We start from the raw sequence: 21,225 nt of genomic DNA, 5'->3' as shown, positions 1-21,225 counted from the left end.
GCCGTAGGGGTTGTTACGGGTCGATGAAGCTGTTGATCAATTCCATGCCGAGGCTGCGCACGCGGCCGGCGCTGCTCAATTCGTCGCTGTGAATGCCCACCACCGTGGTGCGCGGCATGTTCGCCAGTTGGCTGCCCAAGGCAATGGAATAGCGTCCACCCTCTTCGCGGCAGCAGGAGAAGCTGAACAATGGATAGGCGTCGTGCAGCACGGCTTCCACGTCCAGGCGTCTGAATTCAGTCATGGCCGTCTCCCGTCCCCCAGCCTTCACCCTAGCCCGCTGGCGCCACAGCGAAATGGTGGCACCTTGCCCAGCCACGCGCCGAGGCTCTGGGCAACTGGCTGATAGCCAGTGCTGGCAAGTGTCGCTTTGCCGACGGGCTGGTTCTCGCAAATGCGAGCTTTCTGACAGAAGGTCCCAGGGGAGCGCGGGCGCCGGCCGTGCATTTTCCCGCACGCTTGCCCGGTGACCTTGCACTTTGCTGATGACCAGGGGCCAGTACCGCGGCGCCAAGCGCAGCAATAACAACCTGTTAAGAAAACGAGACAACCTGCGCCGGGCTGGAACGGCTGATGCAACGGTTCAGGCTCCAACCCATGCGGGCCCCCAACGCCACTGGCGTTCGCGCCCTGCCAGAAGAGGCACCGACATGTCCAGCTGCCGCGACACTGCCATCGAGCACATGAGCCTTCTGTTCACCGATTACCGACCGCAGTTCTTCATCCGCCCTGACGGCACCGTGCTGATCAACCTGCGCAATGCGGCGGGCAAGCGCCTGATGTCCCGCGTCATCCAGCAGGAGGAACAAACCAGCGCGGTACTGTTGAACAACCTGGTGGAACGCATCCGCCGCGACCTGATGACCGTCGAAGGGCCGCTGGAGCAGGAGAACGTCGACTGGTTTCTCAAGCGCATCGAGCTGCAGACCTTCGTTCCCGTCAACCCGACCCACCGGCCGCGCAAGATCGTCGTCGCCGGCGCACGCCTACGGGCGCTCTCGGGCAAATGACAGCAGGGCACTCCAGCACGCCATCAGGCAGATCGCCGAGGTAGACCATGAAAAATCCCAACGACATCCCCGACCCCGATCCGAAAGTCTCGGGCGAGCAGGCGCTGGAAGAACTGGTGGACATCGAACCCGAAGACAGCCAGCAGGAGCCGCATCTCTCCGCAGCCCGCCAGCAAGGTTTGAACGAGGCGCCCTGATTCTCTGCCGCCTCGCGCAGTGACGTTGTTCCGGAGGCGCCGTCAGTCCCTGTAGTCGGGCGCACTCCGGTTCTCCGCCAGCAGGTGTTCGACCACCGCCCGCAGCGCTTGCTGCTCCGTCCTGCCCGACTCGCGGGCGGCGCGATGCACGGCGCGCTGGCGGTCGGCGCTGGTGCCCTCGTCGATGATCCGCTGCGCATGGGCGAAGACCAGCTCGGTTTCCGCGTCGGCAAAGGGTTCGCACGCATGCCGGGCCAGCCCGAGCCAGTCCCGCGCCGTCACGCTGCTATCGCCCTTGCCCGGGTCATCCACGCCGACGAGGCTCTCTCCCAGGAGAAACCGCGCCGCCACGCCATGGCGCCGCGCCTGCCAGCAGTTTTCCGCCAGCAACGCCCGTTGCCAGTGTGGATCGGGATGCTCCGGTGCCGCCTGTGCCTGGGCGACCAGCAGGCGGAACAGGCCGGCGATGCATAGCGCATCCTCCACCCGCGGACAGGCGTCGGTTATGCGCAATTCCAGGGTGGGATAGCGTACCGAGGGACGCAGGAACCACCAGGCATGGCCGGGTTCGTCCATCAGTCCCTGCTCCAGCAGCAGCCGCAGAAAACGCCGCCAGCGCGCCTCGTCCTCGAAATACGGTGGAATGCCCATGCGCGGCCATTCCCCGGACAGCGCCTGGCGGTAACTGCACAGTCCGCTGTCCCGTCCGCCCCAGAATGGCGAGGAGCAACTGAGCGCCAACAGCAGCGGCAGCCACGGCAACACCTTGTTGAGCACCCGCACGCGATCTTCACCCAGCACCTCCACGTGAACATGCAGCCCGCTCAGCAGGCTCTGCCGCGCCACCACACCCTCCTCCTCGATCAGGTTGCGATAGCGCGGGCGCACCTGCGGGCCCTGCAGGTGCAGTTGGCTGAAGGGATGGGCCCCCGCGCAGAACAGCTCCAGGCCGTGGCCGTTGACGATGGCGCGCAGGCGTCTGCGACGGTCCGCCAGGTGCTGCGCTGCCGGATGCAGGGCGTGGAAGATCGGACTCACCAGTTCCAGCTGGCAGTCGAAGATTTCCTCGCTCACCTCGCTACCCAGAATTGCGCGGCAAGCATGGGGCAGGCCCAGGGGAACATCGCGGGCGATATCCAGTGTGCGTGGGTCGAGCAGGAAGAACTCCTCCTCGATACCAAAACGGGCCAGCCCGGTACGTGGCGACATGGGGTGCTTCCTGTTGTGCGGTTAAGCGCTCAGACGCGAGGCGACCGTTGCCGTTCAGTCTTTTCAGCGGCGTCACAGCACAGCGGTGCACCGGTCATTTCGTTGAAACCTTTGCCCGCTCATCCACTCGCAATGGAAAGAGCCGCATTCCCGCTCAAGGAGCCCAGCATGACACTGCCCGCTTCCCGCAAGGCCGTATCCCCCCGCCGCCCATGCCGTTCCACCCAGGATCTCTACGACGCCTTGCTGCGCGCGCCGCAGAGCCACCTGGAAACGGCGGCGGAATTCCTTCAGGAGCAGTTGCAGCAACAGCTATCGCAGGACGACGAGCTGCCCGCCGACCCGCAAGACTGGGACGCCTGGCTGGCCAGTCGCGCCGAGTGCAGCGCGGCCGCGTACGCCAGCTACCTGGAAGACAGGCGCGAGGGCGCGCCGCGCCGACACTTCCGCAACCGCGCCCACGCGCTGTATTTCCTGCAGGCGGTGGCGCCCACCAAGCAGGTCGATGGAGCCTGGCTCTACGGCATCCTCGAACACTGGAGCGACCCGCGCCTGCTGCCGCTGGTGCATATCTGCCTGGAAGAACTGGGCCACGGCATCCCCGCCCGCAATCATGTGGTGATCTACCAGCGCCTGCTCGACAGCCTGGGTTGCGACGCCCCGCCGCAACTCAGTGACGCGCACTATCTGCAGGGCACCCTGCAACTCGCACTGGGTTATCTGGCGGGCGACTTCCTGCCCGAAGTGCTGGGTTACAACCTGGGATACGAGCTGCCGCCGCTGCACCTGATGATCACCAGCTACGAACTGCGCGAACTGGGCATCGACCCGGAATACTTCCGCCTCCACGTCACCATCGACAACGCCGCGAGCGGCCACGGGCGCAAGGCGTTGCAGGCCCTCAAGGCGTGCATGCCGCAGGTGGCCGATCAGGAGGAATTCCTGCGCCGCGTGCACGCCGGCTACCGCCTCAACGACGCCGGGTTGGGCAACCGGCAGATCCTCGATGGCTTTGACCTGGACGCCGAGATGATCGCCATGCTCGAGCGCAAGCGCCCCTTTGCCAAGCAGATGCACGACGACCGCGCCCGCATCGGCGGGCGCACCGTGAACCAGTGGCTGGCCGGCCCGGGGCGCATGGGCGAATTCCTCGCAGCGCTGGAGCGCCAGGGCTGGATCAACCGTCACCAGGACCCGGCCCACAGCCGCTTGTGGAACCTGATTTCCGGCGATGGGGCGGCCATGTTCGGGGTATTCAACCCCTACGAGCGGCAACTGCTGCACGACTGGATTGCCGGCGACTGGAACGAACCGCAGCCGCGCAACCCGTGGCGTGGCAGCGACAAGGCCATCGCGGGCGAGCCGCCGATGCACTCGGACTTCGCCCTCGAAGAGCGCGCCCTGCTCAACGAACTCACCACCCTTTCGCCGCGCAGCCGTATGCATCGCCTGGTACAGCTGATGGCGCCGCACTCGCACTTCACCCCCGCCGGCCTGCTGGCGACCCGTATCTACACCGACAAACTGGGAATCGAACCATGACCGCCTTCTTCGACACGCGCCTGCAAGCCCTGATCACCCTTGGAGAAGAACTGCGCGCGGAGAACTATTGCTTTACCACCGTCACCCCGGCGACCCACGCGCGAGTCAACTCGCGCCCGCAGAACCAGGTCGCCGAGGACCTGCAAGGCGTGTTCGGCTGGAGCCGGTTGTTCCCCGACGCGGTGATCAGCGAACGCATGCTCGCGCTGCTGGAGACCGGCGGCCTGCTGCAACGCGAAGACAGCCAGTGGCGCAGCGCGGTGCGCTGGTCGAGCCTGGGCGGACAGCTCTTCGCCCATTCGGCCTACCCGACGCTGGAATCCGACGCGGTGTTCTTCGGCCCCGATACCTATCGCTTCGCCCAGGCGCTGCAGCGCCATTTCGACAGCGAGCCGGCCGACTCGGTGCGTCGCGCCGTGGACATCGGCTGCGGCGCCGGCCCGGGGGCCATCCTCATCGCCCAGGCCTACCCGGACGCCGAAGTCACGGCGGTGGACATCAACCCCCGCGCCCTGGACTTCACCCGCGCCAATGCCTGCCTCGCCGGCATCGATGATCTGCAGATCCGCCAGAGCAACCTGCTGGATGCCATCGACGGGCAGTTCGACCTGATAGTCGCCAATCCGCCCTACCTGCTCGACCCGGACGAACGCACCTACCGCCACGGCGGCGGCGACCTGGGCGACGGCCTCTCGCTGCGCATCGTCGAGACCGCACTGGAGCGCCTCGCCCCGGGTGGCTCGCTACTGCTCTACACCGGTGCCGCGGTGGTCAATGGCGAAGCGCCGCTGCGCCGCCGTCTCGATGCACTGCTGGCCGACCGGCCGGTCAGTTGGCGCTACGAGGAGATGGACCCGGACGTCTTCGGCGAGGAACTGGAATGCCCGGCCTACCAGCAGGCCGAGCGGATCGCGGCAGTGACGCTGACGATGAAGCGGCTGGGTTGATCTTGCAGGCCGCATGAACCCCGAGTACCTGGACGCTGCTCAGCGGTCACGAGCCTTGGGCGCGAACTCTGTCCGCGATGTCTGGATCTCGGTGTTCCGCGCCGCTCCGGCGTGTGTCGGGACTCCTTGTTTCGCCCCCTCGGGCGACCTTCTTTGGCAAACGACCCAAAGAAGGCAAAGGTCTTGCCCTGGACATTCGGTTTTTCGCTTAGGCGAAAAATGCCCTCGTTGAATAGAAGTTCAAGGGGCACGCTGCGAAGGGCGAGGGAGCCGCCAATGCCAGCTAACGCCCTGGTTTCAACCTGCACCATACGATCCCCTCTCCCGTCAGGGAGAGGGTTAGGGAGAGGGGAAATCCAAGGCAGAACGATCAGAAGAAGACAGTTGCTCCTGCGCTGACCGCACCCGCGACAGAGGCTGCAGGAATGCGCCAGAAGCGGGGCGCGGCCTGGCTCGCTCGTCAGGGAGCGAGCCAGGCCCACCGGTGCTGGCCCTACGCCGGAATCCGCGCAATCTGCGCTTCGCGCGCCCAGATGCGGTGCTGCTTCAGCGCCGCCTCCAGAGGCCCGAATACATCGGTCGCCGAAGCGCCCTGCACCACCCCCTCATCCGCCGGCAGGCCCAACTGGCCCGGCAGCGCCTTGGCGTCGCCGGCAAAAGCCAGCGGCTTGAGGTGCTTGTAGGCTTCGAGCAGGTAGTGCAGCGAGCGACCGTCGCCGCCCAGGGTCTGCACCGACTGTGCGCCGCCCGGCACGAACACCGCATCGAATACCACCGAAGGCAAGCCGTCATAGCTGCCATGGGGAATCAGCTCCGTGCCGCTGTCCGCCGTCACCGGCGCGGCGCTGGGGCCGATCAGCTTGGCGCTGGCGCCAGCTTTCTGCAGTGCGTCGGTGAGGTCGCTCACGTCACTCTCGCTGACACCATCGGCAATCAGGATGGCCACCTTGCGCGAACGGATATCGCCGGACAGCAGGTTCGCCTGGCTGAGCGCCGGGGACGTCTGCGGCTGCGGCGTAGCGGTCGGTTGCGCGGTGACTTTCACCCCGATCTGGCTGGCGACCCGTTGCGCCAGGTCCGGCGAGATGTTCACCAGGATCTCGTTGACCTCGCGCTCGCGGATCGACATGCGCTCCACCTTCGACAGCTCGAAGGCGTAGGCGGACACCACGTGCCCCTGCTCCGCCTCGCTCAGGCTCTGGTAGAACAGCGCGGCCTGGCTGAAGTGGTCGGCGAAGGAATCGGCGCGCACGCGCACCTTCGACCCTGCCACCGGTTCGTGGTAGCTGGCGAAGCCGCCCTGGCGCGCCGCGGCCGGGGTTTCCTTCGGCCAGCCGTTGTCGATGGAGTTGGGTTCATAGGACGCGCGCCCCTTGTGGATCATGTGCTGGTGCAGGCCGTCGCGCTGGTTGTTGTGGAACGGGCACAGCGGCTGGTTGATCGGGATCTGGTTGAAGTTCGGGCCGCCCAGGCGCAGCAACTGGGTGTCGGTGTAGGAGAACAGCCGGCCCTGCAGCAGCGGGTCGTTGCTGAAGTCGATGCCGGGCACGATGTGGCCGGGGTGGAAGGCGGCCTGCTCGGTCTCGGCGAAGAAGTTGTCCGGGTTGCGGTTGAGCACCATGCGCCCGAGCAGCTTCACCGGCACCCGTTCCTCGGGCACCAGCTTGGTCGGGTCGAGCAGATCGAAGTCGAACTGGTCAGCGTCGGCCTCGGGAATCACCTGCACGCCCAGCTCCCACTCGGGATAGTCGCCACTCTCGATGTCCTCCCACAGCTTGCGGCGGTGGATGTCCGGGTCCTTGCCGGCGAGCTTCTGCGCCTCGTCCCAGACCAGCGAGCAGACGCCGGCCTTGGGCTTCCAGTGGAACTTCACCAGCGAGCTTTCGCCCGCCGCGTTGATCAGGCGGAAGGTATGCACGCCGAAGCCCTGCATGTGCCGCAGGGAAATCGGAATGGCACGGTCGGACATGGCCCAGGTGACCATGTGCGCGGATTCCGGCGTCAGCGAGACGAAGTCCCAGAAGGTATCGTGGGCCGAGGCGCCGGTGGGGATTTCGTTGTGCGGCTCGGGCTTCACCGCGTGGACGAAGTCGGGGAACTTGATGGCGTCCTGGATGAAGAACACCGGCATGTTGTTGCCCACCAGGTCGTAGTTGCCCTCGTCGGTGTAGAACTTCACGGCGAAGCCGCGCACGTCGCGCACCGTATCCGCCGAGCCGCGCGGGCCCTGCACGGTGGAGAAGCGCACGAACACCGGGGTCTGCTTGCCGGCCTTGCCGAGGAAGGACGCCTTGGTCAGCGCGCTCCAGTCGTCATAGGACTCGAAGTAGCCATGGGCAGCCGTGCCGCGCGCGTGGACGATGCGCTCGGGGATCCGCTCGTGGTCGAAGTGGGTGATCTTCTCGCGCAGGATGAAATCTTCCAGCAGCGAGGGGCCGCGGTCGCCGGCGCGCAGGCTGTTCTGGTTGTCGGCGATGCGCACGTTGGTGTTGGTGGTCAGGGCTTCGCCGGTGGAGTCCTCGCGGTAGCGCTCCAGTTGCTCGATCTTCTCGCTGGTGTTGCCACGGTCGGTGGTGCCGGTGCCTGCCAGTTCGCTCTGCTTGCCGGGGGTCTGTGCCATGAAGCGTTCTCCTCGTCACGGATGATCGACGGCTCGCTGGCCGCCTCGTACCTATCCCTTGGGACAGGACCGGTCGTCGGAGTTCAGGCTTTTTTCCAAGCGGTAAGGCAGGCGACAGGAACCCCGAGGGCATTTCCCCGGGGTTCTTGTGCTCGAAGCGGCTCAGCGCGCCAGGAACGGCGGCGGCGCGTCGATCACCCCGGTCTCGTTGACGTACTGCTTGTAGTGTTCGATCAGCGCTTCCAGTTTCGCCGGCTCGCTCTTGGCCAGATCCTGGGTCTCGCCGGGGTCGCGGGCGAGATCATAAAGCTGCCAGGTCGCCGGGCCGACCGGCGCGGGCAGGAACACGGCCTTCCAGTCGCCCTGGCGGATCGCGCGCATGCCGAAGAGCTCCCAGCCGGTGACGGTGTTTTCGTCATGGGTCTGTTCGGTTTCACCCGACAGCCAGCCCAGCCAGGATTTGCCGCGTACCTCGGCCACCTCGCGGCCGCGCCACTGCCTGCCCGGATGCCGCACGCCGGCGAGGTCGAGAATGGTCGGGGTGATGTCCATCACCGTGGAGAACGAATGGCTGATCTCGCCCTGGCGTTGCAGCGCCGGGTAGCGCACCAGCGCCGGCACGCGGATACCGCCCTGGGTGGTAAAGGCCTTGTACAGCCGCGAGGGCGCAGTAGCGGCCTGGGCCCAGCGCGGACCGTACCAGATGTAGGAGTTGGCGCGGCCGATGTTCTCCAGGCTGTTGTCGTAGTGCTGGTCGAGGAAGCTCAGCAAGTCCGGCCCGAAGCGCGGGAAGGCTTCCAGCAGCGCACCCTCGGCGCCATTGTCGGACATGAACAGGACGAAGGTGTTGTCCAGTTCGCCCTGCTGGCGCAGGTACTCGACGACGCGGCCGACGTTCCAGTCCAGGCGCTCGACCATCGCCGCGTAGACCTCCATGGCCCGTGCGGAACTGGCCTTCTCCTCATCGCTGAGCTGGGCCCACTCCTTGCTGATCGCCAGTACCGGGTGCGCCTTCACGTCAGCATCGATCAGGCCCAGTTGCCTGAGTCGTTCCAGACGCTCCAGGCGCAGCGCTTCGGGGCCGGCGTCGTAGCGGCCCTTGTACTTGTCGACCACCTCCCTGGGCGCCTGCAGCGGCCAGTGCGGCGCGGAGAACGGCAGGTAGGCGAAGAACGGACGGTTCTGGTCACGCTCCTTCAGGTACTGGATCAATTTGTCGCCGAAGGCATCGGAGGAATAGAAGTCCGCCGGCAGTTCCTCGATGAACCGGTCGTCCTCGACGTACAGGGCCGGCGTGCTCTTGAGGATGCGCGGCGTGCTGTCGTCGTACGGCGGCTCGAAACCGTAGTGGTTGGCAGCGCCGGGCAACAGCGAGAAGGAGCGCTCGAATCCACGCGCATGGGGCGCCTGTTCCAGCTTCAGGCCCAGGTGCCATTTGCCGGACAGCAGCGTCTGGTAGCCCGCCTCGCGCAGCAGTTCGGGCAGCGCCACGACGCGGTCGTTGAGGTAGCCCTCGTAGCCCGGCTTGCCCTCCAGCTCAGGCGTCAGCGCCTCGGCCATGGTGCCGATGCCGGCGATGTGGTGGTCGGTGCCGGTGAGCAGCATCGAGCGTGTCGGCGAACAGGTCGGCGCGGTGTGGAAGTCGGTCAGGCGCAGGCCGTCGAGGGCCAGGGCGTCCAGGTGCGGCGTGGCGATCTCGCCGCCGAAGGCGCCGAGGTCGGAGAAGCCGAGGTCGTCGGCGACGATGACGAGGAAGTTGGGGCGTTTGCTCATGGTCGGACTCGTTCAAGGGTAATGATGGATAGGTGCGACTGTGCTTTTCCGGGACATCCTGCCCACGACTCCCCTCTCCCTCCGCCAGGGTTAGGGAGAGGGTTCCCGGAGTCAGCAGGCAATGAACTCGAACGGCAGGTCTTCCACCCGCCTCGGCTGTGGCGCGACGTAGTCGCCCTCGCCCGTCAGTTCGTGCAGCAGCGCCTCGCGCTGGCGCAGGAAGTCGTAGCCACCGCGCTCACGCGGGTGCGCCAGCGGCACCTCGACGATGCGCTTGATGCGCCCCGGGCGCGGCGCCATCACCACGACCCGGTCGGCGAGGAATAGCGCCTCTTCCACATCGTGGGTCACCAGCACGGTGGTGATGCGTTCGCGCTGGCGGATGCGCAGCAGTTCTTCCTGCAACTGCTGGCGGGTCAGGGCATCCAGCGCGCCGAAGGGTTCGTCCAGCAGTAGGATGCGCGGGCTGGCCACCAGGCCACGGGCGATCGCCACGCGCTGTGCCATGCCGCCGGACAGCTGGTGCGGGTAGGCACGGGCGAAGGCCGTCAGGCCGACCAGCTGCAGGTAGTCGGCGACCCTGGCGGCCTTGCCGGTCTCGCTCAGCGGCTCGTTGACCAGCCCGAGGGCGACGTTCTGCTCCACGTTCAGCCAGGGGAACAGGCGGTGCTCCTGGAACACGATGCCGCGCTCGCCGCCGATGCCGTCGATGGGCGCACCGTCGATGCGGATCTCACCCTGGAACTCGCGGTCCAGCCCCACCAGCAGGCGCAGCAGCGTGGACTTGCCACAACCACTGGCGCCAACGATGGCGATGAACTCGCCGTCGGCGATTTCCAGGTCGAAACGTTCGATGGCCTGCAGCTCGCGACCGTCCACGGGGAAACTCTTGGCGACCTGGCGAAAGCTCACCAGCGCCTGGGATGCGAAAGCGTTCATGCGTGTCTCCAGCGCGTCACCCGCGCTTCGATGCGCTGGCCGAGTGCGGCCAGCAGGGCTCCGGTGAGGCCGACCAGCAACATGCCGGCGCCGACCAGGTCCATGCGGAAGAGTTGTTGCGCGCCGATCATCAGGCTGCCGATGCCACCGTCCGAGGGCATGAAGTACTCGGCGCCGATGGTGCCGAGCCAGGCGTAGATCAGCGCCAGGCGCACCCCGGCGAATACCGAGGGCGCGGCCCCTGGCAGGACCAGCCGGCGCAGGCGTTGCCAGGGCGAGAGGCGCAGCGCGATGGCCGCCTCGGTCAGTTGCGCCGGCAGGCTGGCGATGCCGCGCTGGGTCGCCAGCAGCAACGGGAAGAACGCGGCAAGGCCGACGAACACCACCTTGGCCAGCTCGCCGAGCCCGAACCAGGCGGTGAGCAGCGGTACCCACGCGAAGATCGCCACCTGCCGCAGCGCCGCGAAGGACGGGCCCAGCAGTCTTTCCGCCGGGCGCCACAAGCCCAGGCCGAGCCCGAGCAGGAAGCCCAGCGAGCCGCCCAGCAGCAAGCCGGCGAGCGTGCGTTGCAGGCTTGCCAGCAGCGCAATGGTCAGGCTGTTGTCCAGCAGGCCGTCCCATAGCGCAACGGCCACTGACGCGGGGCTGGCGAGAATCGCCGGATCGACCCACTCCAGCGAGCTCGCCACCTGCCAGATCGCCAGCAGGGCAAGCGGCAGCAGCCAGGGCTGCAGGCGTTCCCAGCCCTGCCCCGCGCCGCTGCGGGCCAGCCCGGTACGGCGGAGCTCCCCGGCGGCCTGCTGCGGCCAGTGCACCAGGCGCCGGTCCAGCGCCTGGATGCCGCGATCCATGGCCGCGCCCACCAGGCCGATGACGAGGATGCAGACGAAGACGATGTCGAGCATGAACAGCTGGCGCGCCTGCACCATCAGGTAGCCGATGCCTTCGCTGGAGGCCAGCAGCTCCACGGCCAGCAGCGAGGTCCAGCCCTGCGCCAGGGCCAGGCGCACACCGGTGAGGAAAGCCGGCAGCGCCGCCGGCAGGATCAGTCGCCACAGCAACAGCCGGCGCGGCAGTCGCAGAACGGCGGCGGCCTCGTGCAGGCGCGGCTGGGCATCGCGCACGCCGACCAGGGTGTGCAGCGTCACCGGCACGATGATGGCCTTGATCAGCACCACCAGCTTGAGCAGCTCGCCAATGCCGAAGAACAGCATGAACAGCGGAATCCAGGCCAGGGTCGGGACCTGCGCCAGGGCACTGAAGGTGGGCAGCACCAGACGCTCGGCGCGGCGGCTGAAGCCGAGCCAGGCGCCCAGTGCCAACCCGCTGAGGATGCCGGCCAGCAGGCCCCAGAGCAGACGTTTCAAACTGACGCCCAACTGCTGCCAGAGCTCGCCGGCCAGGAGTTCGCGGCCGGCCTGCAGCACCAGCTCGGGCATGGGCAGGATTTGCGCGGACATCCAGTGTCGATGGCTGGCCGTCCACCACAACACGGTGACGGCCAGCGGCACCAGCCACGGCAACAACGGTTCGAGCCCACGCCAGCCAAAGGTCGAGGGCCCCAGGCGGGGGCTGAGAAGAGCAAGGCGATATGGCTTGGCAATATTCTTCATTGGAATATAAATAGTTATATCAATGCATTTATGAGCTAACACAGGGCATTTAAGGGAAGGCCCAGGCGCTGATCCAATGCATTCGCCGAATATTTTTTATGCCCTCCGGGCATCGGCCCGCGAAGCCGTGTGGCTGCTTGCTTAGCTCCAATAATTACTAAAAAATCACTTTTTATTATTTTGTTGATGGGCAGCCCCGTGCCTTTAGTGCGGGCGCCGGAGCCATACGCGCTCCCTACTGCAGGAGGCAGGCGCCATGAAGGCCCTCACCCATCAATTGCTCTCCCTCTTCGCTGCGCCAGTGCTGGCGGGTCTGTTTGGCGCCTATCCGCTGATCACCCAGGCCGCCGAGCCGGTGAAGGAAATCCGCATCGCCGTGCCCGATGTCAGCGCCGGACAGAACCACTCCAGCGGAGGCGTGGCGGATATCCTCTACACCCGCCAACTGTTGGAGAAGGAATTCGCCGCTGACGGCATCCAGGTCAAATGGAGCTTCTTCAAGGGTGCCGGGCCGGTGGTCAACGAGGCCTTCGCCAATGGCCAGGTGGACTTCGCCTACCTGGGCGATCTTGCCGCGATCATCGGCAAGTCCAGCGGCCTGGACAGCCGCCTGCTGGCCGCCACCGCGCGCGGTGTGAACCATTACCTGGGCGTGCAGCCGGGCTCGGGAATCAAGTCCCTGGCCGACCTCAAGGGCAAGCGCGTGGGCATCTTCCGTGGCACAGCCAGCCAGCTGTCGTTCGACAACGCGCTGGCCAGTGCCGGCCTGTCGGAGAAGGACCTGAAGGTGATCAACCTCGACTTCAGCGCAGCCCTCGCCGCACTCGCCGCGAGGCAGATCGACGCCACCTGGGGCCTGGCGGGCCTGTTCGCCCTGCGTGACAAGGGTCTGGCTGAAATCCCCCTGAGCACCCATGACCTCGGCGGCGCCGGGACCCTGCAGGCGCTGCTGGTGGGCAACGGCGAGTTCGTCGACGCCCACCCGGACATCGTCGAGCGCCTGCTCAAGGTACAACTGCAGGCCGTGCAATGGGCCAGTGCCGACGCCAATCGCGATGCGTACATCGACCTGATATCCCGACAGGCCAACTACCCGGCGGTGATCTTCAAGAGCGAATACCAGGGCCGCCCGCTGCTGGAGGTGCTGTCGCCCAAGCTGGACGCTGACTTCCTCGGCCGCCTGGACGCATCGATCACGGCAGCGAAGTCCTACGGCCTGATCCGCCGCGACTTCAAGGCCGCCGACTGGGCCAGCCCGGCGCTACAGGACGCAGCGAGCCGCCAGCTCGCCGGGCAACCGGTGGCGGCGATTCAGTAATTCGCCTCACGCCCCCTGCGCCGCGCCCCAGCGGCCTCGGGGTCAGCCACATTCCAGCCCCGGCATTCAAGTGCATGTGATGCGCTTTGCGCCGCCCGCCCAACCGGCCTTCGGGCCGGTCTCTCATGGTCACGTCCCAACCGGCGGGAGCGAGCCCGCCCGCGAACGGACGTCACCGCCAAGGGGTTCACGGCAAGCCCTCACCGATGTGCAACGCCCGCCTTGCGTCTTTGCGCATTTCTGATATCGCCCCACCCCGCGCCCTTCGTACCTTCTGCCTGCCCGCTGCTCCTGACGGCGGGCGCGTGCACCACCCCATAAAACAACAAGAAGGGCCCGCTCCATGACTCCACGCATCCAGGCGCCTGCACCCGTCGCCGATTTCCCTTGCCCACTGCGCTTCGGCGCTCGCGGCTGACTGCTGTTCGATTCCCCATCATTCACAGGCAAGGGACAACCACCATGCTCAAACAAGGCGTACTCCGCTGGCCCCAGATCGCCGGGCTCGGCATTTCACTGGTCATCGCCGGGCAGTTCTCCGGCTGGAACTACGGCCTGGCCAGCAGCGGCTGGGCCAACATGCTCGTCGCCACCCTGCTGATGGCCGTGCTCTGCGGCGGCCTGGCGCTGTGCGTGTGCGAACTCTCCACTGCCAGGCCCCACGCTGGCGGCGTGTTCGCCTACGCACAGCTGGCCTTCGGGCCCTTCGTCGGCTACCTGGTCGGCGCCGCCTGCGCGCTGGCGCTCACCATCGGCACGGGTGCCGCGGCCAACTTCCTCGCCGCCTACATGGAATCGGTGTTCGGCTTCGGCGGCTGGCCGGTGCGCATCGGCCTGTTCGCGGTGATCATCGGCATCCATATCATCGGCGTGGGTGAAGCCCTCGGGCTGACGCTGCTGGCCGGCGCGGTGGCCGCCATCGCACTGCTCGCCTTCGGCGGCGCCATGCTGCCCCACGTGCACTGGGAGAATCTGCTGGCTACATCCGGCAGTGCACTGCCGGGCGTGAGCGTCTCCGGCGTGTTTGCCTGCGTCCCCTTCGCCATCTGGATGTTCATCTGCCTGGAGCAGGTCGCCTCCGCTGCCGAGGAAGCCGCCGACCCCTGCCGCAGCATGCCGCGCGGGATCATCGCCGCCGTCGGAACCCTGCTGCTGACCGCCCTGACCGTGGTGATCAGCGCGCCGGGAGCTGCCGGCGTGGAAGTCGTCGGCAACGCGGGGGATCCGCTGTACGCCGCCATGACCCACGGCGGACTCTACCGCGAGCGCGACTGGCTGCCCTTGCTGGTCGGTTCCGGCGCCGTGTGCGGCCTGCTGGCCACCTTCTTCTCGGTGGTGTTCTCCGCCTCCCGCCAACTGTTCGCCCTGGCCCGCGACGGCTTCTTCCCCGCCGCTCTGGCCCGCACCAACCGTCGTGGCTCGCCCTACGTGGCCCTGCTGGTGCTGACCGTGATCGGCCTGCCACTGACCCTGGTGCCGCCGGAAAAACTCCTGCTGTGCATCGTCCTGTTGCTGGGCAGCTGCCACCTGGTGCTGTTTGCCGCCTACCTGCGCCTGCACCGCACCCAGCCCGGTCTGGTGCGTCCCTTTTGCCTGCGCGGCGGCCCGGTCGTGGCCAGCGTCGGCATGCTGCTGACCCTGGTGGTGATCGCTGCCTGCTTCCAGCTGGAAGTGGCGATGCTCAGCGCCCTGGCCCTGGTGGTCGCCGCCCTCATCCTCAACTACCTGCTGCGCGCCGCGAGCCGCGCCGGCAAGCCCCTGGAGAATGCCGAGAATGTCTGAAGCAACCCTGCTGCAACGCCGCCACCAGGTCATGGGCGATGCCTCGCCACTGTTCTACGACGAGCCGCTGGAGCTGGTGAAGGGTGAAGGCGTCTGGCTGACCGACGCTGCCGGCAAACGCTACCTGGACTGCTACAACAACGTGCCCTGCGTCGGTCACTGCCACCCCAGGGTGGTGGCGGCCATGGCCGAACAGGCGGCGACGCTGAACATCCACACCCGCTACCTCAACGAGCGCGTGGTGCGCTACGCCGAAAGCCTCACCGCGACCTTCGCCGAACCGCTGGACAGCCTGATGTTCACCTGCACCGGCAGCGAGGCCAACGAACTGGCCCTGCGCATGGCGCGCTTCGCCACCGGCAACAAGGGCGTGATCGTCAGCGACTACAACTACCACGGCAACACCACCATGCTGGCCGCGGTGACCACCGCGCTGCCCAGCTCGGAGCCGTTCTCGGCCCATGCTCGGGCCGTGCCGATCCCCTGCCTGTACCACGCCGCCGGCACGCCCGAGCAGGTCGCCGACCGCTACGTCACGAAGGTCGCCGAGGCCATCGCCGAGCTGCAGGCGGCAGGCGTCGGCCTGGCGGCGATGCTGATCGATACCCTGTTCGCCAACGAAGGCATTCCGCGCCTGCCAGCCGGCTACCTGGAGCGCGTGGCGAAGCTGGTGCGCGAGGCCGGCGGCCTGCTGATCGCCGACGAGGTGCAATCGGGCTTCGCCCGCACCGGTGATCACCTGTGGGGCCACCAGTCGCACCCGCTGGTGCCGGACATCGTCACCCTCGGCAAGCCCATGGGCAACGGATTCCCCCTGGCCGGGCTGGTGACCAGCCGCGAGCGCGTCGAAACCTTCGGCCGCGCCAACCTGTACTTCAACACCTTCGGCGGCTCGCCCGTGGGCGCGGCCGTCGGCCAGGCGGTGCTCGACGTGATCGCCGAAGAGGACCTGCAAGGCAACGCCCGGCGCCAGGGTGCGAAGCTCAGTGCCGGGCTGCACCGCCTTGCCGAGCGCCACTCGATCATCGGCGACGTGCGCGGCCAGGGCCTGTTCTTCGCCGTGGAGCTGGTGCGTGACCGCGCCACCCGCGAGCCGGCCGGCCTGGAAGCGCGGCGCATCGTCAATGCCATGCGCCAGCGCGGCGTGTTGATCAGCAAGATCGGCGGCGCCGACAACATCCTCAAGATTCGCCCGCCGCTGCCCTTCCAGGGCGAACACGGCGAGCTGTTCATCCACACCCTGGACCAGGTCCTGGGCGAGCTATGAAGGACACTGGCATGACTGACTTCTCAATGCTCGACCACGACCAGCAGATCGCCTGCCTGCGCGAGCTGGCGCTGGACGCCCTGCGCCACTGGGACGGCGATTTCATCGGTCTGGAACTGCTCAAGTACCGGGAAAATGCGGTTTTCTGCGCCACCCGCAGCGACGGCACCCGTAGCGCCCTGCGCGTGCACCGTGGCGGCTACCACAGCGAGGCGGCGCTGCGCTCCGAGCTGACCTGGATGGAGCAACTGGCCGCTGGCGGCATCGGTGTGCCGAGCATCATCCGCACCCGCAGCGGCGAACACCTGGCCGAGGTACGCAGCGCCGCCCTGGCGGAGTCGCGCTTCGTCGACATGCTCGGCTGGCTCGGCGGCAGCACCCTGGGCTCCGCCGAACAGGGCCTGAGCGCCGAGGGCGACATCCAGGCCCTGTTCCACCAGGCCGGCGCCGTTGCCGCGCGCATCCACCTGAATTCGGCACAGTGGCGCCAACCCAACGAGTTCACCCGGCACGCCTGGGACGAGGAAGGCCTGGTCGGCGCCAATCCGTTCTGGGGACGCTTCTGGGAGCTGGACCTGCTCAGCGACCAGCAGCGCGACCTGCTTCAGCACTTCCGCCAGGAGGCCCGTCTGGTCCTGCGCCGCTACGGCCGCAACCTGGGCAACTTCGGCATGATCCACGCCGACCTGGTGCCGGAAAACCTGCTGCTCGAGGGCGGCGAACTGCAGCTGATCGACTTCGACGATGCCGGTTTCGGCTGGCACATGTTCGAGCTGGCTACCGCGCTGTACTTCTGCCTGGACGACCCGCGCCTGGCGCAGATCCAGGCGGCGCTGCTGGCCGGCTACGACGCGGTCAAGCCGCTGTCCGCCGCCGACCGCGCCGCCCTGCCACTGTTCCTTGCCCTGCGCGGCACCACCTACCTGGGCTGGGTGCACACCCGGCGCAACAGCGAAACCGCGCGGGAGCTGGCCCCCATGCTGATCGAGCGCGCCTGTACACTGGCCAGCGCCTACCTTGCCGGCCGTTGAATCTGGCAGAGCGTCGCAACACCCTGGCGCGCAGGCACAAGCCTGCGCGCCAACGCTGGCCGATACTCGGCGCATAACCGAGGTGAACCGCCATGACCGGCATAGCCCGCCACCAGGCAACCGACTCCGATGAACTGGCCTGCGCCCTCGCCGGCTGGAGCCAGGACTACACCCAGCTCGGCCACGGCCGCCTGCAGGCGGAGCTGCTGCATGTGCAGTTGCCCGGCGCCTCGCTGATCTACGAACACTCCAACCTGCACCTGCACGAGAACATGGCGCCGCCCGCCGGCCACCTGGTGATCGGCATCCCGCTGCGCGCCAGCGCCGATTCGCGCTTCAACGGCCAGGCCCTGCATGACGACACCCTGCTGGTACTCGAAGGCGGCCGCGAGCTGGAAATCTGCGCCGCCGGCGAAATCCACATGCTCGGCCTGACCTTCAGCCAGCCGCAGCTGGAACGCCTGCTCGGCGCCGAGGAGCGCGAGTTGTTCGAGCGCGCGCTACAGCAACGCCGCCTGCAACTCTCACCCACCGGTGCAGGAGACCTGCGCCGCAGCCTCTGCGACGCCCTCGCCGCCTTCGAAGGCGAGCCCTGGCGGGTAGATGACCCCCAACAGGCCGGCCACGCCGTTGCCCTGGTGCTGAGCCACGTGCTGCAGGCGCTGGAGGAAATCCTTCCCGGCAGCGACCGCGAGGGCGCGCCACGCTCTTTGCAGCAGCACCGCCGGCTGGTGCTGGCAGCCATCGAGCGCATGCAGGCGGACCTTTCCGAGCCGCTGTCGTTGCTGGAACTGAGCCAGAGCCTGAATACCAGCCAGCGCACCCTGCAGTACTGCTTCCGGCAGATCTGCCAGAGCACGCCGCAGCAGTTCTTCCTCAGCCTGCGCCTGGCCGAGGCGCGCCGCCGGCTCAAGCAGGAGCCGCAGCAGAGCATCACGAACCTGGCACTGGACCTGGGCTTCGCCAGTTCCAGCCATTTCTCGGCCTTGTACAAGCGGTTGTATGCGGAGCAGCCGTCGCTGCTCTCGCGCATGCGCTGAGCTTCTGCTCTTCGTAGGAGCGAGCTTGCTCGCGAACAAACTCACCGGCAGCTCCCGCCTCAAGCGGGTTCGCGAGCAAGCTCGCTCCTACAAAAGCACCATCGCCCGATCTGGCAACCACACCCAATTACTTGGCAGACAGGAGCAACGGCACAGGGCCAGCCCTTACTTAGCATCGGCAGAAGACCCATCCCCTCCAACCGACAAGAACAACGGATGCCTTCGCCATGACCCACGCCGCCGTGCTGCGCCCCACCCTGCTCGCCCTGCTCATCGCCGGGGCCAGTTCCGCCAGTGCCTACGAGCTGTACGCGACCGACGACACGCACCTGAACGCCGACCTCTCGGCGACCTTCGGGCTGTTCCACAGCCAGGAGCGTTACAACATGACGGGCACGCTGGATGAAGGCTCGTCCTCCTGGCAGGAAGGCTTCATCAAGTACGGCCTGAGCGGCGACCAGAAGCTCGGCGGCGCGGGCACCGCCTATGGCGCGTTCAACCTGCTCAGTTCCGGTACCTGGGACGACGGCGACGCCGCCGGTTTCAGCGACGGTTCCGAACGCACCACCAAGATCGAGGACGCCTACGCCGGCTGGCGTTCGGCCGGGCTGTTCCCGGTGCTGGGCGAGGACGGCATCGACCTGTCCTTCGGCCGCCAGAACATCGTGGTCGGCGATGGCTTCCTGATCGACGGCGACGCCCTGAACATGGGCAAGGGCCTGGCGGACGGCGAGTACAACCGTGGCGGCGCCTATTACCTGGCAGCGCGCCGCGACTTCGACGAGACCGCCGTGCTGCGCATCGGCGGCAAGGAAGGCTGGCGCGGCGACCTGATGCGCCTGAAGTCGGACAACCGCGCCCAGGCCAACTCCGAGCTGTACGTCGCCACCCTGGAGCACGTCGCCCCGAAAGCGACCTTCGGCCTCACCTACATCGACGTCACCGACATCGACGAGCGCTACGCCTCGCCCATCCAGCTCGACCGCAAGGACATGAAGACCTACAGCCTGCGCGGCACCGGCAACGCCGGCGTGGAGAACCTGTTCCTCTCCGGCGAATACGCCTGGCAGGACAGGCGCGACGCCCAGTACACCGACGACACCGCCAGCGCCTGGTACCTGGAAGCCGGCTGGACCTTCTCCGACGTCGCCTGGAAACCCTATGTCAGCTACCGCTTCAGCCGCTTCTCGGAAGGCTACGACACTCTCTTCTACGGCTTCAGCCGCGGCTTCGGCACCTGGTTCCAGGGCGAGGTGGCAGGCAACTACTCCGGTCCGTTCAACAACAACACCCGCGTACACAATGTCGGCGCCAAGGTCACCCCGCTGGAGAACCTTTCCATCGGCGCGCAGTACTTCGACTTCCACACCCTGGACACCGACCTGGGCAACACCGACGGCCGCGAGCTGGACCTCTACGCCGAGTGGGCGATCAACGAGCACCTGGTGATCATCCCGCTGGTGGGCCTGTACCAGCCGAAGAAGAGCGCGGCCGAAGGCGGCACCCAGATCGGCAACGACAACAGCAACCTCTACAGCCAGCTGCTGTTCTCCACCACCTTCTAAGGTCAGACGACCTCGACTGCTGTGACAGACCTCGGCACGACCCGATCAAGCGCGACACCACGATGTCATCCGGACCATTCCCGATCCGGCGCAGCAGGCCGCCAGCGCCAGTCGTTCACTGAACGACCTGGCAGCCGGCGGCACGGGGGGTGAAACGGTTGGGCGCCCGACTCAGATGTCGCTGCAGCGCGGGGTCTGGCGCAGGTACTTGACGCTGTGCTGCTCGCCCTGGGAGTCCAGGTAGACCATGGTGGCCTGGCTGACTTCGCAGCGATCATTGGGTTGGGAAATGCTCAGTACCTTGGCCACGTCCAGCGGCATGCCGTAGTGGTAGACGACGGCATCATCGGCGAAGGCGGTGAAGGACAGCAGCAAGGCAGGGACGGCGAAGAGTGCGGCAAGAGTGGATTTCATGGCAGGAACCTCAGGGATCACGCGGGTCGCGTCGATCGTGGCCCACTGCCATAAATCTAGCTGATCGGACCTTTCCTACACAGATCGAGTTCGACAATGCATTTCTGCGAATCGCGCAATAATGGCCGCTTGCAACGGCCCCGCGCCGGTGATTGTCACGGGATGCTGGCTGATTGGGGCGGAGCGCTTTCGCAGGAGAGTGGCCAGCGTGCCTCGTCGTAGGACGACGTGGGGCGCAGCGATACCCATCGCATAGGCGCACGATCACGGGTGGCTCCTGCACGGCCTCGGCTGCAGGAGCGAGCCATGCGCGCGATCGCGGCATGGCTCCTGCATCGGGCCGGGCTTCCCGCCGCCGGTCAGATCGGCGGCGCCGAGCGCAGCATCACCGACTTCAGGGCGAACGCCGACTTGATTCCCGCCACGCCGGGAATCTGCGTCAGCGTGTTGGTGAGGAACAGCTGGTACGCCGACAGGTCCTTCACCACCACCCGCAGCATGTAGTCGGCGTCGCCGGTCATCTGGAAGCAACTCATCACCTGTGGCGCCTGGACGATGCGTTCTTCGAACCGGGCGAGGTAGTCGCCGGTCTGTTTTTCCAGGGACACCGAGACGAAGACGCTCATGCCGCCGGACAGGCGCTCTTCGTCCAGCCGGGCGAAGTAGCCCTGGATGTAGTGCTCCTCCTCCAGGCGGCGCACCCGGCGCAAGGTCGGGGTCAGCGACAGGCCGATGTTCTGCGCCAGATCACGCCAGGAGAGCCGGCCATCGTCGGCCAGGGCGCGGAGGATTTTCAGGTCGGTGCGGTCCAGTTCAGCCATTTTTCCTCAGTACTACGGAAGGTCGTTTTTATAGTTCAAACACACTAATCCGCAAGCTCAGACCTAGTCAATTTGGAGCAAAAAACCAATCGGTCACACCTATACTGAAACCACAACTACAACAACCGAGGACCTCA

The 21,225-nt window shown here is 66.8% G+C and carries 18 protein-coding genes; 10 read left to right on the top strand and 8 right to left on the bottom strand.

Features of this window, described 5'->3' with window-relative positions; all coding sequences use genetic code 11:
* Positions 1 to 13 precede the first annotated feature (13 nt).
* Positions 14 to 244: a hypothetical protein gene (locus MJ122_RS06850; RefSeq protein WP_088418524.1), complete on the bottom strand. Its 231-nt coding sequence runs from the start codon at positions 242 to 244 to the stop codon at positions 14 to 16.
* 406 nt (positions 245 to 650) lie between these two features.
* Here MJ122_RS06850 and MJ122_RS06845 point away from each other — a divergent pair, with 406 nt between their 5' ends.
* Entirely contained in the window at positions 651 to 1,010 is a 360-nt protein-coding gene (locus MJ122_RS06845; protein ID WP_088418522.1) for a DUF3509 domain-containing protein, read from the top strand.
* 47 nt (positions 1,011 to 1,057) lie between these two features.
* Positions 1,058 to 1,207: a hypothetical protein gene (locus MJ122_RS06840; RefSeq protein WP_172419229.1), complete on the top strand. Its 150-nt coding sequence runs from the start codon at positions 1,058 to 1,060 to the stop codon at positions 1,205 to 1,207.
* Positions 1,208 to 1,249: 42 nt separating this feature from the next.
* On the opposite strand, the gene MJ122_RS06835 is transcribed toward MJ122_RS06840, so the two are convergent.
* Entirely contained in the window at positions 1,250 to 2,416 is a 1,167-nt protein-coding gene (locus MJ122_RS06835; protein ID WP_239743182.1) for a carboxylate-amine ligase, read from the bottom strand.
* Between the two features lie 168 nt (positions 2,417 to 2,584).
* On the opposite strand from MJ122_RS06835, the gene MJ122_RS06830 reads away from it, so the two are divergent.
* Positions 2,585 to 3,958 carry an iron-containing redox enzyme family protein gene (locus MJ122_RS06830; RefSeq protein WP_239743180.1) on the top strand — a complete coding sequence of 458 codons (1,374 nt, stop codon included), beginning with the start codon at positions 2,585 to 2,587 and terminating at the stop codon, positions 3,956 to 3,958.
* Positions 3,955 to 4,905: a class I SAM-dependent methyltransferase gene (locus MJ122_RS06825; protein ID WP_239743178.1), complete on the top strand. Its 951-nt coding sequence runs from the start codon at positions 3,955 to 3,957 to the stop codon at positions 4,903 to 4,905. The genes MJ122_RS06830 and MJ122_RS06825 overlap by 4 nt, the downstream gene beginning before the upstream one ends.
* Before the next feature lie 493 nt (positions 4,906 to 5,398).
* Here the strand turns inward: MJ122_RS06825 and katE are convergent, their stop codons facing one another.
* The 4 genes from katE to MJ122_RS06805 all read right to left on the bottom strand — a co-directional run bounded on the left by katE (position 5,399) and on the right by MJ122_RS06805 (position 11,850).
* Positions 5,399 to 7,525, bottom strand: a complete 2,127-nt coding sequence (gene katE / locus MJ122_RS06820; RefSeq protein ID WP_239743176.1) for a catalase HPII — start codon at positions 7,523 to 7,525, stop codon at positions 5,399 to 5,401.
* Positions 7,526 to 7,687: 162 nt separating this feature from the next.
* Positions 7,688 to 9,298, bottom strand: a complete 1,611-nt coding sequence (locus tag MJ122_RS06815) for an arylsulfatase (protein WP_239743174.1) — start codon at positions 9,296 to 9,298, stop codon at positions 7,688 to 7,690.
* Between the two features lie 111 nt (positions 9,299 to 9,409).
* Entirely contained in the window at positions 9,410 to 10,237 is an 828-nt protein-coding gene (locus MJ122_RS06810; RefSeq protein ID WP_239743172.1) for an ABC transporter ATP-binding protein, read from the bottom strand.
* Positions 10,234 to 11,850, bottom strand: a complete 1,617-nt coding sequence (locus tag MJ122_RS06805; protein ID WP_275590613.1) for an ABC transporter permease — start codon at positions 11,848 to 11,850, stop codon at positions 10,234 to 10,236. The genes MJ122_RS06810 and MJ122_RS06805 overlap by 4 nt, the downstream gene beginning before the upstream one ends.
* 256 nt (positions 11,851 to 12,106) lie before the next feature.
* Between MJ122_RS06805 and MJ122_RS06800 the strand changes: the two genes are divergently transcribed.
* From MJ122_RS06800 to MJ122_RS06775, 6 genes are all read left to right on the top strand, one after another.
* The gene (locus MJ122_RS06800; RefSeq protein ID WP_088418507.1) at positions 12,107 to 13,168 is read left to right on the top strand and encodes an ABC transporter substrate-binding protein; all 1,062 of its coding nucleotides are present in this window, start codon (positions 12,107 to 12,109) and stop codon (positions 13,166 to 13,168) included.
* Between the two features lie 462 nt (positions 13,169 to 13,630).
* Positions 13,631 to 14,950 carry an amino acid permease gene (locus tag MJ122_RS06795; RefSeq protein WP_239743168.1) on the top strand — a complete coding sequence of 440 codons (1,320 nt, stop codon included), beginning with the start codon at positions 13,631 to 13,633 and terminating at the stop codon, positions 14,948 to 14,950.
* The gene (locus MJ122_RS06790) at positions 14,943 to 16,217 is read left to right on the top strand and encodes an aminotransferase class III-fold pyridoxal phosphate-dependent enzyme (RefSeq protein WP_239743166.1); all 1,275 of its coding nucleotides are present in this window, start codon (positions 14,943 to 14,945) and stop codon (positions 16,215 to 16,217) included. The genes MJ122_RS06795 and MJ122_RS06790 overlap by 8 nt, the downstream gene beginning before the upstream one ends.
* Positions 16,218 to 16,228: 11 nt before the next feature.
* A complete protein-coding gene (locus MJ122_RS06785; RefSeq protein WP_239743164.1) occupies positions 16,229 to 17,248 on the top strand; it encodes a phosphotransferase in 1,020 nt (339 codons plus the stop codon).
* A gap of 92 nt (positions 17,249 to 17,340) precedes the next feature.
* The gene (locus MJ122_RS06780) at positions 17,341 to 18,288 is read left to right on the top strand and encodes a helix-turn-helix domain-containing protein (protein WP_239743161.1); all 948 of its coding nucleotides are present in this window, start codon (positions 17,341 to 17,343) and stop codon (positions 18,286 to 18,288) included.
* A 227-nt stretch (positions 18,289 to 18,515) separates the two neighbouring features.
* The gene (locus tag MJ122_RS06775) at positions 18,516 to 19,853 is read left to right on the top strand and encodes an alginate export family protein (protein ID WP_239743159.1); all 1,338 of its coding nucleotides are present in this window, start codon (positions 18,516 to 18,518) and stop codon (positions 19,851 to 19,853) included.
* A gap of 171 nt (positions 19,854 to 20,024) precedes the next feature.
* Here MJ122_RS06775 and MJ122_RS06770 read toward each other — a convergent pair whose 3' ends face one another.
* Both MJ122_RS06770 and MJ122_RS06765 read right to left on the bottom strand, forming a co-directional pair.
* On the bottom strand, positions 20,025 to 20,267 hold the full coding sequence (locus MJ122_RS06770; protein WP_239743157.1) for a DUF2790 domain-containing protein: 243 nt from the start codon (positions 20,265 to 20,267) through the stop codon (positions 20,025 to 20,027).
* A gap of 359 nt (positions 20,268 to 20,626) precedes the next feature.
* Entirely contained in the window at positions 20,627 to 21,088 is a 462-nt protein-coding gene (locus MJ122_RS06765) for an Lrp/AsnC family transcriptional regulator (protein ID WP_017518322.1), read from the bottom strand.
* Positions 21,089 to 21,225: the final 137 nt, after the last annotated feature.

The organism is Pseudomonas sp. DP-17, assembly GCF_022380625.1.
Lineage (GTDB): Bacteria > Pseudomonadota > Gammaproteobacteria > Pseudomonadales > Pseudomonadaceae > Pseudomonas > Pseudomonas nitroreducens_A.
The sequence above is the reverse complement of the archived record's forward strand: the minus strand, read 5'-3'. Positions and strand labels throughout refer to the sequence as shown.